15 protein-coding genes are annotated in these 14120 nt (G+C 63.9%); 4 read left to right on the top strand and 11 right to left on the bottom strand.

Annotated features, from left to right (window positions below; genetic code table 11):
* Positions 1–19 precede the first annotated feature (19 nt).
* Together CQ14_RS04965 and CQ14_RS04960 are read right to left on the bottom strand one after the other, a co-directional pair.
* Complete coding sequence (locus tag CQ14_RS04965) at positions 20–1801, bottom strand: tetratricopeptide repeat protein (protein WP_057856820.1); 1782 nt, start codon at positions 1799–1801, stop codon at positions 20–22.
* 318 nt (positions 1802–2119) lie between these two features.
* A partial coding sequence (locus CQ14_RS04960; protein WP_245320195.1) for an electron transfer flavoprotein-ubiquinone oxidoreductase occupies positions 2120–3727 on the bottom strand: 1608 nt, incomplete at its 3' end.
* 128 nt (positions 3728–3855) lie between these two features.
* Here CQ14_RS04960 and CQ14_RS04955 point away from each other — a divergent pair.
* Entirely contained in the window at positions 3856–4683 is an 828-nt protein-coding gene (locus CQ14_RS04955) for a uracil-DNA glycosylase (RefSeq protein WP_057856819.1), read from the top strand.
* 99 nt (positions 4684–4782) lie between these two features.
* Here CQ14_RS04955 and CQ14_RS43255 read toward each other — a convergent pair whose 3' ends face one another.
* The 7 genes from CQ14_RS43255 to CQ14_RS04925 form a co-directional block, all read right to left on the bottom strand.
* The gene (locus CQ14_RS43255) at positions 4783–5292 is read right to left on the bottom strand and encodes a hypothetical protein (RefSeq protein WP_156434688.1); all 510 of its coding nucleotides are present in this window, start codon (positions 5290–5292) and stop codon (positions 4783–4785) included.
* Entirely contained in the window at positions 5222–5398 is a 177-nt protein-coding gene (locus CQ14_RS43250) for a hypothetical protein (protein WP_156434687.1), read from the bottom strand. The genes CQ14_RS43255 and CQ14_RS43250 overlap by 71 nt, the downstream gene beginning before the upstream one ends.
* 23 nt (positions 5399–5421) lie before the next feature.
* Positions 5422–6930, bottom strand: a complete 1509-nt coding sequence (locus CQ14_RS04945; RefSeq protein WP_057856817.1) for a glycosyltransferase family 39 protein — start codon at positions 6928–6930, stop codon at positions 5422–5424.
* 94 nt (positions 6931–7024) lie between these two features.
* On the bottom strand, positions 7025–7810 hold the full coding sequence (gene rnhB / locus CQ14_RS04940) for a ribonuclease HII (RefSeq protein ID WP_057856914.1): 786 nt from the start codon (positions 7808–7810) through the stop codon (positions 7025–7027).
* Between the two features lie 59 nt (positions 7811–7869).
* Positions 7870–8445 carry a GNAT family N-acetyltransferase gene (locus CQ14_RS04935; RefSeq protein ID WP_057856913.1) on the bottom strand — a complete coding sequence of 192 codons (576 nt, stop codon included), beginning with the start codon at positions 8443–8445 and terminating at the stop codon, positions 7870–7872.
* Positions 8446–8506: 61 nt separating this feature from the next.
* Complete coding sequence (locus tag CQ14_RS04930) at positions 8507–8956, bottom strand: VOC family protein (RefSeq protein ID WP_057856816.1); 450 nt, start codon at positions 8954–8956, stop codon at positions 8507–8509.
* Positions 8957–9092: 136 nt separating this feature from the next.
* Positions 9093–10253: a PA0069 family radical SAM protein gene (locus CQ14_RS04925; RefSeq protein ID WP_057856815.1), complete on the bottom strand. Its 1161-nt coding sequence runs from the start codon at positions 10251–10253 to the stop codon at positions 9093–9095.
* Between the two features lie 189 nt (positions 10254–10442).
* Between CQ14_RS04925 and CQ14_RS04920 the strand changes: the two genes are divergently transcribed.
* From CQ14_RS04920 to CQ14_RS48080, 3 genes are all read left to right on the top strand, one after another.
* Positions 10443–11015 (top strand): glycosyltransferase family protein, encoded by a 573-nt coding sequence (locus CQ14_RS04920; protein ID WP_057856814.1) that lies wholly within the window; start codon positions 10443–10445, stop codon positions 11013–11015.
* Positions 11016–11160: 145 nt separating this feature from the next.
* Positions 11161–12090, top strand: coding sequence for a bifunctional helix-turn-helix transcriptional regulator/GNAT family N-acetyltransferase (locus CQ14_RS04915; RefSeq protein WP_057856813.1), 930 nt, complete (start codon positions 11161–11163; stop codon positions 12088–12090).
* Complete coding sequence (locus tag CQ14_RS48080; protein WP_430650135.1) at positions 12087–12242, top strand: RSP_7527 family protein; 156 nt, start codon at positions 12087–12089, stop codon at positions 12240–12242. Before CQ14_RS04915 ends, CQ14_RS48080 begins: the two co-directional genes overlap by 4 nt.
* On the opposite strand, the gene moaB is transcribed toward CQ14_RS48080, so the two are convergent.
* Together moaB and ypfJ are read right to left on the bottom strand one after the other, a co-directional pair.
* Positions 12217–12780 carry a molybdenum cofactor biosynthesis protein B gene (gene moaB / locus CQ14_RS04910; RefSeq protein WP_057856812.1) on the bottom strand — a complete coding sequence of 188 codons (564 nt, stop codon included), beginning with the start codon at positions 12778–12780 and terminating at the stop codon, positions 12217–12219. The two genes, CQ14_RS48080 and moaB, sit on opposite strands and share 26 nt — an antisense overlap.
* A gap of 181 nt (positions 12781–12961) precedes the next feature.
* The gene (ypfJ, locus tag CQ14_RS04905; protein WP_057856811.1) at positions 12962–13903 is read right to left on the bottom strand and encodes a KPN_02809 family neutral zinc metallopeptidase; all 942 of its coding nucleotides are present in this window, start codon (positions 13901–13903) and stop codon (positions 12962–12964) included.
* Positions 13904–14120 lie beyond the last annotated feature (217 nt).

The raw sequence follows: 14120 nt of genomic DNA, 5'->3' as shown, positions 1-14120 counted from the left end.
CAGCCCCCAAACTCTTCCGTCAGCCGCCCTTGCCGTCTTCTTTCTTCTTGTCGGCAGAAGCCGCAGAGGAAGTGTCTTCGGGCAGGCCATTGGCAATCTTGGCTTCGATCTTCGGCAGTTCTTCCGCCTCGGGCTTGAGGTCGCGGGCATGGGCCCACTGGAACTTGGCTTCCAGCGTCCGGCCAACGCGCCAATAGGCATCGCCGAGATGGTCGTTGATGGTCGGATCCTCGGGCTTGAGGTCGATCGCACGCTCGAGATGCTTCACCGCGTCCTCGAAATTGCCGATCCGGTAAAACGCCCAGCCCAGCGAATCCACGATGTAGCCGTCATCCGGGCGCTGATCGACGGCGCGGCGGATCATCTTCATGCCTTCGTCGAGGTTGATGCCCTGGTCGATCCAGGAATAGCCGAGATAGTTCAGGACGTGCGGCTGCTCGGGCTGCAATTCGAGCGCCTTGCGCATGTCGGCTTCGGCCTTGCTCCACTGCTTGGAACGCTCCTCGCAGATGCCGCGATAATAGTAGGTGACCCAGGTGTTCTTGTCGGTCACGCCGGGCTGCGCGTCGATCGCCAGCGTATAGGTGTTGGCGCAATCGCCGAACTTCTTGCGGCCGCGCTCGATGTTGCCGAGCGCCATGATCGCCTCGATATCCTTCGGCGCCTCCGATGTGACGCCCTTCAGGATCTTGATCGCCTCGTCGCTGCGGTCGGCGGCGTCGAGATTGGTGGCGAGCTGGATCTGCGCGTTGCGCTTGAGCGGCGAAGTGGCCGGCATGCGCTCGTAGACCTTGATCGCCATCTGCGGCTTCTTCACCGATTCATAGAGATCGGCGAGCGACAGCAGCGCCAGCGGATGATTGGGCTGCAAATAGAGCGCAAGCTGCAGATAGACCAGCGCCAGATCCTCGCCGCCGCGGCGGGTCAGCGTGGCGCCGATGCCGTAAAGCGCCTCGGCCGCGCCGGCTTGCGCCGAATCCACCAGCGGCGGCAGTTTCTTGCCGGCCTTGGTGTCGCGCAGGCCTTCCTGCACCAGGGGATGCCGCGGCAGCTTCTTGTCGAAGGCCTCGTAGATGCCGGCCGCCGCCGCGCCATCCTTGTTGCGCGACAGCCAGCGCGCATAGGCATCGGAAACGCGCAGCATCGAATCGTCGAGCTTGTAGGCGCGCTCAAACCGCGTGCCGGCATCCTTGTCCTTGCCGGAGATCTCCATGATCATGCCGGTGTGGAGATCCTTGAAGATCGGATACCATTCGGGGCCGGTCAGCTTATCGATATTGGCAACCGCGGCCTTGGCATCGCCAGCGCCATAGCTCGCCCATCCCGACAGCAACGTCGCCACCAGGTCGGTGATCGGTCCGCGGATCGACTGGTTGATGTTGAGCTGCGCGGCCGGATATTTCTTCTGCTTGAGGTCGCGGACGCCGACCACAAGCCGCGCAACGCGGTTGGCCTTGTCCATCGTCAGGATGCGATCGGCGAGCTTGACCGCCTCGTCGATGTCGCCGTCGGCGAGCGAGGAGATGAAGGCGCGATCCAGCAGTTCGTTGTTCTTGGGATCGGTGCGCAGCGCGGAGCGATAGAATGCCGCAGCCGAGGCCGCGTCACGCTCGACGCTGGCATGCCGCGCGGCCAGATAGCTGCCCGCCGTCGTCAGCGATTTCAGATCGGCCTTGGTGGGGAATTGCGCAGCGCTGTCGGCCGGATGGTCGGGCGTCTGCGCCAAGACTGCAGCCGGTGCGGCCAGTGCGGCGAAAGTAATTGCGGCGATGGTCCAACGATTCATGCGGGTGGAAAGCATCACGGTTCGCCTAGCTCCAGGATGTATGGCGGGATCGTTACGATCGGTCTCTAATGCAAACCCAAGCGGCGGCATCTAGGGCAGCGACAATGCCGCGTTTGGCCCTCAACCGCAAGGATACGGGTTGGCGAATCGGTTGGCAGATGAGGCTCTTAGGGCTCCGATTTGGCCAGCCCAATCCGGAAACGCTCTTACTGTGGCGGTATCGTGGCTGGAGGCGGTATCACCCTCCTCCATCTCACGCAATCGTGGTTGATCCGGCTCNTCTACATGCCCTGGTAATTGGGGCCCCCGCCGCCTTCCGGCGGAACCCAGGTNGATATTGCCGTTCGGGTCCTTCACGTCGCAGGTTTTGCAGTGGACGCAGTTCTGGGCGTTGATCTGGAAGCGCGGACCGGAGGTCTCCTCGACCCATTCATAGACGCCGGCCGGGCAATAGCGGTTCGACGGACCGGCGAAGACGTCGTGCTCCGACGTCTTCTGCAGGTTCATGTCGGCGACCTTGAGATGAACCGGCTGGTCCTCTTCGTGGTTGGTGTTGGAGAGGAACACCGAGGACAGCTTGTCGAAGGTCAGCTTGCCGTCCGGCTTCGGGTAAGGAATCGGGGTGTGCGCCCTCGCCGCATCCAGCGTCTTGCGGTCCGGCTTGGCGTGCGACTGGGTTCCGAACAGCGAGAAACCCAGCGTGTTGCACCACATGTCGAAGCCGCCGAGCGCCACGCCGATGATGGTGCCGAACTTCGACCATAACGGCTTGACGTTGCGAACCTTGTGCAGGTCCTTGCCGACGGCAGAATCGCGCCAGGCGTTTTCGTAGCTGACCAGTTCGTCATTGGCGCGACCCGCGCCGAGCGCTTGCGCGACATGTTCGGCGGCGAGCATGCCGCTGCCCATCGCATTGTGCACGCCCTTGATGCGCGGCACGTTGACGAAGCCTGCCGCGCAGCCGATCAGCGCGCCGCCCGGGAAACTCAGGCGCGGCACCGACTGATAGCCGCCCCCGGTGATGGCGCGCGCGCCATAGGAGATGCGCTTGCCGCCTTCGAACACGGTGCGGATGGCGGGATGCGTCTTGAAGCGCTGGAATTCGTCGAACGGCGACAGATACGGATCATCGTAGTTGAGATGGACGACGAAGCCGACCGCCACCTTGTTGTCGTCGTAATGGTAGAGGAACGAGCCGCCGCCGGTCTTGTTGTTCAGCGGCCAGCCGAACGAATGCTGGATCAGGCCCTTCTGGTGCTTGGCGGGATCGATCTCCCAGACTTCCTTCAACCCGATGCCGAATTTCGACGGCTCGCTGTTGGCGTCGAGCGAATATTTCGCGATCAACTGCTTGCTGAGGCTGCCGCGCGCGCCTTCGGCGAACAGCGTGTATTTGCCGAGCAGCTCCATGCCGCGCGTGAAGGAGTCCTTCGGCTTGCCGTCCCTGCCAATGCCCATGTCGCCGGTCGCAATGCCGCGGACCGCGCCGCTGTCGTCACACAGCACCTCGGCCGCGGCAAAGCCCGGATAGATTTCGACGCCGAGCGCCTCCGCCTTTGGGCCCAGCCAGCGGCAGACGTCGCCGAGCGAGCCGATATAGCAGTGATGATTGTCCATCAGCGGCGGCATCGCGAAGTTCGGCAGCCGGATCGCGCTGGTCGCGGTGGTCCAGTAGAAGCGGTCGTCCTTCACCTGCGTCTTCAGCGGACACTCTGCGTCCTCGCGCCAGTCCGGGATCAACTTGTCGAGGGAAACCGGATCGATCACGGCGCCAGACAGGATATGCGCGCCGACCTCGGAACCCTTCTCCACCACCACGATGCTGAGGTCCGCATTGAGCTGCTTCAGCCGGATCGCCGCGGCGAGGCCGGATGGCCCGGCGCCGACGATCACGACGTCGAATTCCATGGATTCGCGGGGAGGAAGTTCTTCTGCACTCATGATCTGGTCTCAGCCCAATTGAGAACGGCTCTAAAGCGTCCTTGTTTACGATTTTTGGTAGGAGGACAACCATGGAAATGCAATGTGAGGCGGTTTCGCATCCGTCCAATTGATCCTAGATTGGCATAATGGATTTCATCCCCGAACCTGCCCCTAATCTCAGGCAATTGCTGGCCTTTTATCTGGAGGCCGGGGTCGATTGCGCGCTGGCGGAGGAGCCGGTCGACCGCCTTGCCGAACCGGACGCGCCCGCCCCCGCGCTCGTGCCGCGCGAGAGTGCGCCACCTCCTCCGGTTCGGGAAATGCCAGCGGCGATGCCGGCTGTTCCGCGCAGCGAAATCGCGCCCGCGCCGGAAGTTGCGATCGCATCCGCCCGGGAAGCAGCCCGAAGTGCACCGACGCTGGATGAACTGCGTGCACTTCTGGAAAAATTCGAAGGCTGCGCGCTGCGGAACACCGCGACGCGGCTGGTGTTTGCCGACGGCAATCCCAAGGCGCGCATCATGTTCGTCGGCGAGGCGCCTGGCCGCGACGAGGACATCGAGGGCCTGCCCTTCGTCGGACGTTCCGGCAAATTGCTCGACCGGATGATCGCGGCAATCGGGCTCGACCGCAGCAAGGCCTACATCGCCAACGTGATCCCCTGGCGGCCGCCCGGCAACCGGACGCCAACGCCGCAGGAGACGCAAATCTGCCTTCCCTTCATCCAGCGGCAGATCGAGCTGGTGAACCCCGACGTGCTGGTGACGCTCGGCAACCCGTCGACGCAGACGCTGCTGTCGACCCGCGAGGGCATCATGAGAACACGCGGGAAATGGTTCGACTACGATACCGGCACCCGCACCATCCGCGCCATGGCGACATTCCACCCGGCGTATCTGCTGCGCTCGCCGTCCTACAAGCGGATGTCGTGGCAGGATCTGCGCGCGATCGCAAAGGCGCTGGCGGCTTCGTAAATTCGTAGGATGGGCAAAGGCGCGCTTGCGCCGTGCCCATCATCCAGCCCGCGTTCGTGATAGTGGGCACGCTACGCTTTGCCCACGCTACGGATTTATTTAAGCGTCCGCGACCTCGCGGCCCGGCAAGGCTTGCGCCAGGCCGTAACGCTTCGCCAGCAGGCGTGCCAGCCATTCGCGTTCGACTTCGCTGACCTGTGACGCCAGCTCGATCCGTTGCGCGCCGAGATCGATCGTGAGGCGATTGCCGCTTTCGGTCTCGCGCAAACGCAGTGTTTGTAGCTGCGGCCGTTCGAAGTCCGCACGAATCCGCTTTGCGAACACCAAACTCCAGTATTCCCGGGTGCTCTTTCGCGTCTGGGTGTTGAGCTCGAGCGGCGGAATCCCGGAATCATAGGCAATGCTGCCGCGCCTCAGTTGCAGCGCTTCGGGTACGGTCGGACGAAATATCCGATAGGCCGTCAGCGCGGCGAAGATGCCGCCGACGGTCCAGCCGCCAAGCCAGAAGATGAGGAAGGCATCGCCGAAGACACCGCCCTTACAACAGTCCAGTGATGGCTGACTTCTCTCCCATGATCCATCCGCCCAGCCAAAACAGCAGGAACGCACCGCCGAAATAGCGCATCGAGCTGGCTGTTGCCGGAATGATGACGGTCGGATCGACGTCCTTACGATCGATCGAGATCTGCGAGCCCGCCGGCGGATTCAGATCCATGTCTCGCACTCACTTTCCTGGCGCTACTGCGCCTTCGGCCGCACGATGGCCCAGCCGACGCGCAGCAGCGGCTGGCGGCCGTTCACCATCCATTCGAAGACGCGCGGCACTTCCGGCACCAGGCCGGGAAAGCGTTGCGCGATATCGGGCGGCGGCATGCCTGAGGTATCGGAAGCGCGCCAGACCACGACGCCGCCGGTCTCGCTGAATTTCGCGACCGAAAGCCACGGGGTTTTTTCCGGCGTGGCATCGAGCAACAGATGCGGACGTCCGCGGTGCATGGCGACGATTCCAGCCAATTGCGGATCGCCGGTCACCGCGCGCAGGCGCTGGTTGGTTCGGCGCTCAAAATTGTCGCCGAAGAAACTCGCGATCGCCTTCGCCGGCAGCGCGGTCGGCACTTCGTTGTCCCCGGTCCAGGGCAGGAACAGGCTCGTCGCAATGGCCGCCACGGCCGGCGCGACAACGGCCGCAGCCCACACCGTTCGCAAGAGGCGCTGGCGCCGCAGATGAAGCAGGTCGCCGGTCGCCACGATGACGGCCAAGCCCGACATCAGCAGGGCGACGCCGGCGCCGCCCACCACGTGATCGAGGTTAAAGATCCCCGCAATCAGGCTTCCGAGCAGTCCGGGCGCCAATGCGAAGAAATAGACGAAGTCGCGCGCCAGCGGGTCGACCGGCGGCCGGTAAATGATCGGCGCCTCCTCGGCATGGCGGGTGAACCAGCCGGAGTTGAGGATTACGAGCAGCACGATGGCGGACATCGCCAGCACCAGGCCGACGAGCAGCCAGCCCCATTGCATCGCGCGCGCGCCAAGGTCGGAGAACGCGGGCCATGGCGGCATCGCGAGCGCATCGGCGCGGAGCAGCCAGATCAGATAGGGCAAGACCAGGACGGCGATCACGAGCAGCGCATAGAGCGGATCGAGCGACATCAGCACGCGCCGCCTCCGCTCCGTGGCCACGGCAAATCCGGCAAGCAGCAGCAGCAATCCAAGTGCCGCCGGCGTCGTCAGCAACAACAGCCCGGCCTCGATCGACCAGGCGAACCAGGCGTTGCGACGGTTCTGGCCGATCAATTGCCAGGAATGCAGCAGCAGCAGCGCCCATAGCGGGCACGCCAGCACCATGGGTCCGAATTCGACGCCGGGCGAGCTGAAGGCCACCACCGTCATCGACAAGAGGACCGCGAGCACCGCCTGCTGCCCGCCGACAATGGCGCGCGCCAGTTGATAGTAGATCCAGAAGGTGACGACGGCACAGACCTGCGCCAGGAGGTAGACGCCGAACATGCTGTTGCCGGCGGCGCGGAAGGCGATGTCGGCAAGCCAGAACGCCAGCGGCGGACCGAGCGAGGTTCCGACCTGATATTCCCGCCCAAAGGCCAGCACGGTCGCGAGGTCGCCGGGCGGGCTGCGATAGAGCAGCATCGGCAGGAACAGCCAAAGTGCGGCCTGGACCAGCACCACGAGCAAGACCACCAGCCGCGGCCGGGCGCGGATCAGTTCGACAACGAGCGAGGTGAAGCGCATGAAACGTCCGAATGCCCGGGCCTGGCGGCCCTGTCCCCAAGCCTGTCCCCCAAGCACATTTGATAGAGCGCAGGAGCCGCCGAGGCAACCGATCTCAGATCGTGACGGAGATATCGGAAGCGATCTCCCCATCCGCCGTGAAAAGATCGGGCTCGACTTCGACCGTCTCCGGAAAATGCTTCTGCCGCGCGGCAATCACGGGCGCGAAAAACCGGCGGTGGTGGATGCTCGGGCCGAGCCGGTCCAGCGCCTCGCGATGTTCCGGCACGGCGTAGCCCTTGTGGGTCTCGAAGCCGTAGCCCGGGCAGTCCAGCGCCAATGCGCTCATCAGGCGGTCGCGCGTCACCTTGGCGATGATCGAGGCGGCCGCGATCGACATGACGATGCCGTCGCCGCCGATCACGGCGTCACAGTCGCAGGGCGCGTCGATCTTGTCGCGGCCGTCGACGAACACGTGCTTGGGCATCTCGGGCAGCGCGCGCACGGAGCGCGCCAGCGCCCAGAGCGAGGCGCGCAAAATATTGTCGCGATCGATCCGCGCCGGCGAAGCAAAGGCAACCGCAAAGGACGCGGTCGCGCAGATCTCCTCGAACAGTTCCTCGCGGCGCTCCGCCGTCAGCCGCTTGGAATCGTCGATGCCTTTGGGAATCCGCTTGGGATCGAGGATGACGGCGGCCGCCACCACCGGTCCCGCCAGCGGCCCGCGTCCGGCCTCGTCGCAGCCGGCAACCGGCCAGACACCGCGCTTGATCAGCGCCCGCTCCCGGCGAAAGCTCGGCGGCGCGACGGCAATCACGCCTTTGGGTAGTCCGGCCTGTTCCATGCCGGCTTTTTTACCCGATTTTCTGTCAGTTTTTTTGGCGGACTTGTCCCGAATCATGGCCGGGATCGTGCGCAAGCGCGCGGCGGCGCGCAACCGGGAACCCGGCGCAATTCCCGTTATTCAGCACGACGCCGCCGCCATTCCCGGGCCTCAATCACATAAACGTCCCGGCTGCCGCGCTTGGGGTCCGCAATCGTCCGCAGGCGGTGCATTCCAAGCTTTTCGAGGGCATGAATGGACGGCGCGTTTCGTGGATCGACCAGTCCGAGCAATCTGCTGCATTTCAATTGATCGAACCCAAAGACGAGCTGCGCCTCGCCGATTTCGGTGGCGATCCCCCTGCCCCATGCCCGGCGGGCAAGGACAAAGCCGAGCTCAAAATCGTCGGCTCCCAACGCGTCACACGGGGACAGGCCGGCAAAGCCGATCACTTCGCCTGTGGGCTTTTCCGTGAGAATCGCCATCCCCGTGAGGCTGCCGCCGAAGGTGAAGAATTTTCGGACGAAATCCTCGGCGGCCTCCCTTGCCATCGGCGCTCCGGCGAAAGCAAAGCGCATCACATCGCCGTCGCCAAAAATCAGATCCTGCAGAATCGATATGTCATGTTCAGTCGTCGTCCGCAGCGTCAGCCGCGGCGTCGTCAAAATGACGAGCGGCTGCTCTTCCGATGCTGGTGTGGGTTTGCGGTCCATCGAGGCGCAATACAGCAATTCGCCGCCAGAGAGAAGCGGCGCTGCCATGACACCACGGGTTTTAATCCGGCAGATGAACCCGCCGGTCGTCGCCGACCTCGATGCCGGGCGCGACCACCACTTCCCAGGCGTGGTTGTCGGGATCGGCGAAATAGCCGGAGTAGCCGCCGTAGTCGGTTTTGTGCGCGGACTTCAACAGCGACGCGCCGCAGGCGATGGCGAAATCCAGCACCGTGTCGACCTCCTCGACCGAACTGCAATTCCAGGCGAGTGTCACGCCGCGAAAGCTGGTCGGCCGCGGCTGATCCGGCAACGTGGCGTCGCTCGCAAGTTGGTCCCACGGGAACAGCGCGATCACGGTGCCGCCGGTGTCGAAGAAGGCGACGGCCTCGCCGGTCGTACGCATTCTTCGGGAAAAACCAAGCGCTTCGTAAAAGGCGATGCTGGCGCGCATGTCGCTCACGCCGAGCGTGATGACGGTGAACCGCGGGATGGGCTTTATATTGCTCATGCTACTCTCTCTCCCCGTCATTGCGAGCGAAGCGAAGCAATCCAAAGCGCGGCGTAACGGAAAGAATGGATTGCTTCGTCGCTTCGATCCCTTGCGCAAACGCTTCGCGTTTGTCGCAGGCAATGACGACAACGCCTCAGAACAAACTCAGTTGCTGCCCGCTTCGCTTCGGCTTGACGAAATGATCGGTCGTCAGTTTCGAACGCCGCTTGTTGAGGCCGAGCTTCTCGCAGGCGATTTCGAAGCGGCGGCCGATCATCCAGGCCATCGGGCCGGTGCCCTTCATCCGTGTGCCCCATTGCGAATCGTAGTCGCGCCCGCCGCGCATGTCGCGGATCAGGGTGAAGACGTGGCGGTAGCGGTCCGGATAGTTCGCCATCAGCCATTCGCGAAAGAGGTCGCGTACCTCGAGCGGCAGCCGCAGCAGCACGTAGCTCGCTTCCTTGACGCCGGCATGCGCCGCGGCATCGAGGATGCGCTCGATCTCGGAATCGTTCAGCGCGGGGATGACGGGTGCGACCATCACGGTCGCGGGGATTCCGGCTTCCGACAATTGCCGTAGCGCCTCAAGCCGCTTCGGCGGCGTCGAGGCGCGCGGCTCCATGGTGCGCGCGAGCTTGGGATCGAGTGTGGTCACTGATAACGCGACCTTTGCCAGATTGCGCTTCGCCATCCGTTGCAGAATGTCGATGTCGCGCGTCACCAGCGCCGATTTGGTGACGATGCCGACTGGATGGCCGGCGCGATCCAGCACTTCGAGAATGCCGCGCATGATCTTGTGCTCGCGCTCGATCGGCTGATACGGATCGGTGTTGGTGCCGATCGCGATCATGCGCGGCTCATAACCGGGCGCCGCCAGTTCCTTCTCGAGCAGTTCCGGCGCGTCCGGCTTGGCGAGCAGCTTGGATTCGAAATCGAGCCCGGGTGACAGACCGAGAAAGGCATGCGTCGGCCGCGCGAAGCAGTAGACGCAGCCATGCTCACAGCCGCGATAGGGATTGATCGAGCGGTCGAAGCCTATGTCGGGCGAAACGTTGCGGGTGATGACCTTGCGCGAAGTGTCCAGCGACACCGTCGTCTTGAACGGCGGCAGGTCGTCGAGGCTCTGCCAGCCGTCGTCGAAGGCGACGCGCGCCTCGGCCTCGAACCGCCCGCTCTGGTTGGACTGCGCGCCACGGCCGCGCCGCCGCTGCTTTTCGACGGCAACAGCAAGCTCTGGGAAAGGTGTCGCACCCGCCGGCTCGGAGAGCGGCGTGACCGGCGGGTGCTTGAGGGCATGAGAGGATGCTCGGCTCATGGAAAGAACATAGCACGAGAAAGGAACAAATCAAGAACATCATCGACAACAATTCGCACGATGTCCACATGCCGGAAAGGACACCGGTGCCGCATGCCTTAAAAAACCGCACGCACACGGCTGTTTTGAATGTGACAAGGTGATAACAGTGCAGCGTTTTTCACCGTTTGAGCCAGCGAAGCCTCATTCATGTTGAGCGTGATCGTTCCGACCGAAGGAATAGAACAGCCGGCCGTCGCAACGCTGGCGGCGCTGGTGCCAGGCGCCGCAGCCGGAGTGATCTCCGAGGTGCTGCTGGTCGACGGAGCCGGTAACGGCGTGATCGAACGGGTGGCCGACGTGGCCGGCTGCCGCTTTCTCGAATTTGAGGGAACACGGGCCGCAGCGCTGGCCGCCGGCGCACGGGCGGCGCGCTCGCCATGGCTGATGTTCCTGCACGCCGGCGCGGTGCTCGACAGCGGCTGGATCGACGAGACCACGCAGTTCATCCAGACCGTGTCGGGCAGCGGCCGGCCGCGCGCCGCCGTCTTCCGCTATGCCCGCTCGCCCTATTCCGACACGCGACTGCGCGACGGCTTCAAATTCGTCGCCCGCATGATTGCCGGACCGTCGGCGGAACAGGGGCTGCTGATCGCCCGCGATCATTATGAGAGGCTCGGCGGCTACCGGCCCGATGCCCGCCGCTCCGAGGCGCGGCTGCTGCGCCAGCTCGGCCGCTCTGCGCGCACCCAGTTGCGCAGCCGGATCATGGTCGTCGCCTAAAGCGGTACTCCGCAGGGCCGGACACAAAATATCGAAAACAACCCGATGCAAAGTAGAAACGGCACGAGCCGGACGCGCCAGCCCTCGCGAATAAACTTGCCAAAGTCAAATATATATTTGACAATGGCAAATATCGAGGTGACCAATGTCGCAAATGAATTCCGAACAAGAAGTCGCGGCCGTTCGCGCCTTCAACCGCTTCTACACCCGCAAGCTCGGCATCATCGAGCCGAAGCTCCTGCACAGCCCGTTCACGCTGCAGGAAGCGCGCATCATGTACGAGATCAGGCATCGCCCGGCCTGCACCGCCACCGACCTGACCCGTGACCTCGGTCTTGATCCCGGCTTCCTGAGCCGCACGCTGCAAGGGCTGCAGCGCCGTCAGATCGTCACGCGAAGGCCCTCAAAGGACGATGGCCGTGTCAACGAGCTCTCGTTGACCGCGAAGGGCCGCTCCGCCCAGGCCGAGCTCGAGCGCATGACAAACGAGGAAGTTGGAAGCCTGCTCACCGCGCTGGACGGCAACCAGCGCGCCGCCGTCGTCCGCGCCATGACGACAATCGAGCAGACGCTGGAGCGCCCGACGGCGAAGCCGGCGGCCTTTATCCTGCGCAGCCACCGGCCTGGCGACATCGGCTGGGTGATCTCGAGCCAGGCAAGGGCCTATGCCGAGGAGTACGGCTGGGACATCAGCTACGAGGCGCTGGTCGCCGAGATCTGCGCGCAGTTCATCAGGAACTTTGATCCTTCGCGCGAGCATTGCTGGATCGCGGAAGCAGGCGGCGAGCCGCTCGGCTCGATCTTCCTGGTGAAAGGCAGCGACGAGGTCGCCAAGCTGCGGCTGCTATTGGTGGAGAAAAAAGCGCGCGGGCTCGGCGTCGGCCGCGCGCTCGTCGAGCAGTGCATCCGCGGTGCCCGCGAGAAGGGCTACAAGGAAATGACGCTGTGGACCCAGAGCATCCTTGTCGCCGCGCGCGGCATCTATCAGGCCGCAGGCTTCCGTCGCGTCAAGGAAGAGCCGCATCATAGCTTCGGCGTCGACCTCGTCGGCGAAACCTGGGAAATGAAGCTGTGAAGCCGGCGCGTCGCGATAGCCCGCGGCGCGTGACGCCAGCAATCATCGACTTCCATATCGCGCGCGCCCATCAGTTGCGCGCGGAGGCCTACCGCGACGTCGGGCGCGCGCTATGGACACTCCTGGTCAGGCTGAAGCGCCTTGTGCTTTAGGCCGCCGCAGGTGCTCGTCCAGCCGCGGCATGATCTCGACGAAATTGCAGGGCCGCGTGCGGTAATCGAGCTGGGCGGCGAGGATGCCGTCCCAGGCGTCGCGGCAGGCCCCCGGCGATCCCGGCAGGCAGAAGATGAAGGTGGCACCCGCTACGCCCGCGGTCGCGCGGCTCTGCACCGTCGAGGTGCCGATCTTGGCATGGCTCAGCATGTGAAAGGCGATGGAAAAGCCATCCATCCGCTTTTCGAACAGCGGCTCAATCGCTTCCGGCGTGACGTCACGGCCGGTGAAACCGGTGCCGCCGGTGGTGATGATCGCATCGACGCCCTCGTCGGCGATCCACCGCTTGATGATGACGCGGATCGCATCGACGTCGTCGACGATGATCTCGCGCGCGGCCAGATGATGCCCCGCCGCCGTCAGCCGGTCCGCCAGCGTAGCGCCGGATTTGTCGTCGGCCAGCGAGCGCGTATCCGAGACCGTCAGCACCGCGATGTTGAGCGGCACGAATTGTTTTGTTTCGTCGATGGAGGACATGACTGCTTTTCCCCTCATGCCCGGGCAAGAGCGCGAAGCGCGTCTTCGCGCAGACGTCCGGGCATCCGCGTCTTCGAACTCACTTGAAAGTATAGCCGTGGATGGGCCGGGACGTCTTGCGCGAAGACGCGCTTCGCGCTTCTGCCCGGCCATGACGGCAAAATACTTCCTTGGCTTCAACTTACAATGCGCCGGCTGCGAACGTGTTGCAGGCCTGCACGGTGCCCTGCTGGTAGCCGGTCATGAACCATTGCTTGCGCTGCGTGGCGGAGCCGTGGGTGAAGCTGTCGGGCACCACCCTGCCCGTCGACTGCCGCTGCAGCGTGTCGTCGCCGATCGCGGTCGCCGTCTTCAATGCCGCGTCGATATCGCCGGGCTCGACGAAGCCGGGACGCTTCTTCTCCTCGCGATTGACCCAGACGCCGGACAGGCAATCCGCCTGCAGCTCGACCTTGACCTGCAGCGCATTGGCTTCCGCCTTGCTGCCGGCCTGCTGCTGCAGCCGGTTCACGCGCGGCAGGATGCCGAGCAGGTTCTGGATGTGATGGCCCGCCTCATGCGCGATGATATAGGCCGTCGTGAAGTTGCAGGCGGATTTGCCCGAACAGCCGCGAAAGCGCGTTTCGACTTCGCGGAAGAAGGCGGTGTCGAGGAAGATCTGCTTGTCCGGCGGGCAGTAGAACGGTCCCATCGCCGACTGCGCCATGCCGCAGCGGCCGCCATTGGTGGCGTTGCGGAACAGCACGATGCGCGGCCCGGTATAGTTCTGGCCGCTGGACTGGAAGATCTCGCTCCAGCGATCGTCGATCTCACCGAGGATGCCGGCGATCATGCTGCCGACTTCGTCCTTCGGCGCACCGGTCTTGGCCGGCCCCGAGCGGCGATCGGTCTGATAGGACGGTGCCTGCTGGCCGCCGGTCAGGATCTCGGCGCCGCCGATCAGGATGCGCGGATCGATGCCGAAGGCATAGCCGACCAGACCGAGGATAATGATGGTGCCGATGCCTAATCCGCCGCCGCCCATCGGCAGCCCAAAACCACCGCCGCCACCACCCATTCCGCCGCCGCCCTCGTCGCGACGGTCATCGATGTCGTCGCTGCGGCGGAAATCATCGTAACGCATGGCGCTGTTTCCTCATCCCCGGCTGTTGGTCCGAATTACCCAACGCGGCAATCACGTAAAATTTCCATTCCATTAATCAATAGCCCGCCCGGCAAAAATTGCCTAGTGCGCAAGCCGTCGCAATCTCTGCTGGCAATGTTGCCGATGAACTCTCTTTGCATTCTGCATCGATAACATTCTTGGTTAAGTCGATTTTTACTTTGGCGGGTCAATGTAT

The organism is Bradyrhizobium lablabi, assembly GCF_001440475.1.
GTDB classification, from domain to species: domain Bacteria; phylum Pseudomonadota; class Alphaproteobacteria; order Rhizobiales; family Xanthobacteraceae; genus Bradyrhizobium; species Bradyrhizobium lablabi.
This window is presented reverse-complemented; position numbering and strand designations above follow the sequence as displayed.

Excerpts from the sequence above, each read along its gene's own strand:
- CQ14_RS04965 (WP_057856820.1), bottom strand. The coding sequence starts at position 1,801 with ATGCTTTCCACCCGCATGAATCGTTGGACCATCGCCGCAATTACTTTC.
- CQ14_RS04955 (WP_057856819.1), top strand. The coding sequence starts at position 3,856 with ATGGATTTCATCCCCGAACCTGCCCCTAATCTCAGGCAATTGCTGGCC.
- CQ14_RS43250 (WP_156434687.1), bottom strand. The coding sequence starts at position 5,398 with ATGGATCTGAATCCGCCGGCGGGCTCGCAGATCTCGATCGATCGTAAG.
- CQ14_RS04945 (WP_057856817.1), bottom strand. The coding sequence starts at position 6,930 with ATGCGCTTCACCTCGCTCGTTGTCGAACTGATCCGCGCCCGGCCGCGG.
- rnhB (WP_057856914.1), bottom strand. The coding sequence starts at position 7,810 with ATGATTCGGGACAAGTCCGCCAAAAAAACTGACAGAAAATCGGGTAAA.
- CQ14_RS04935 (WP_057856913.1), bottom strand. The coding sequence starts at position 8,445 with ATGGACCGCAAACCCACACCAGCATCGGAAGAGCAGCCGCTCGTCATT.
- CQ14_RS04930 (WP_057856816.1), bottom strand. The coding sequence starts at position 8,956 with ATGAGCAATATAAAGCCCATCCCGCGGTTCACCGTCATCACGCTCGGC.
- CQ14_RS04925 (WP_057856815.1), bottom strand. The coding sequence starts at position 10,253 with ATGAGCCGAGCATCCTCTCATGCCCTCAAGCACCCGCCGGTCACGCCG.
- CQ14_RS04920 (WP_057856814.1), top strand. The coding sequence starts at position 10,443 with ATGTTGAGCGTGATCGTTCCGACCGAAGGAATAGAACAGCCGGCCGTC.
- CQ14_RS04915 (WP_057856813.1), top strand. The coding sequence starts at position 11,161 with ATGTCGCAAATGAATTCCGAACAAGAAGTCGCGGCCGTTCGCGCCTTC.
- moaB (WP_057856812.1), bottom strand. The coding sequence starts at position 12,780 with ATGTCCTCCATCGACGAAACAAAACAATTCGTGCCGCTCAACATCGCG.
- ypfJ (WP_057856811.1), bottom strand. The coding sequence starts at position 13,903 with ATGCGTTACGATGATTTCCGCCGCAGCGACGACATCGATGACCGTCGC.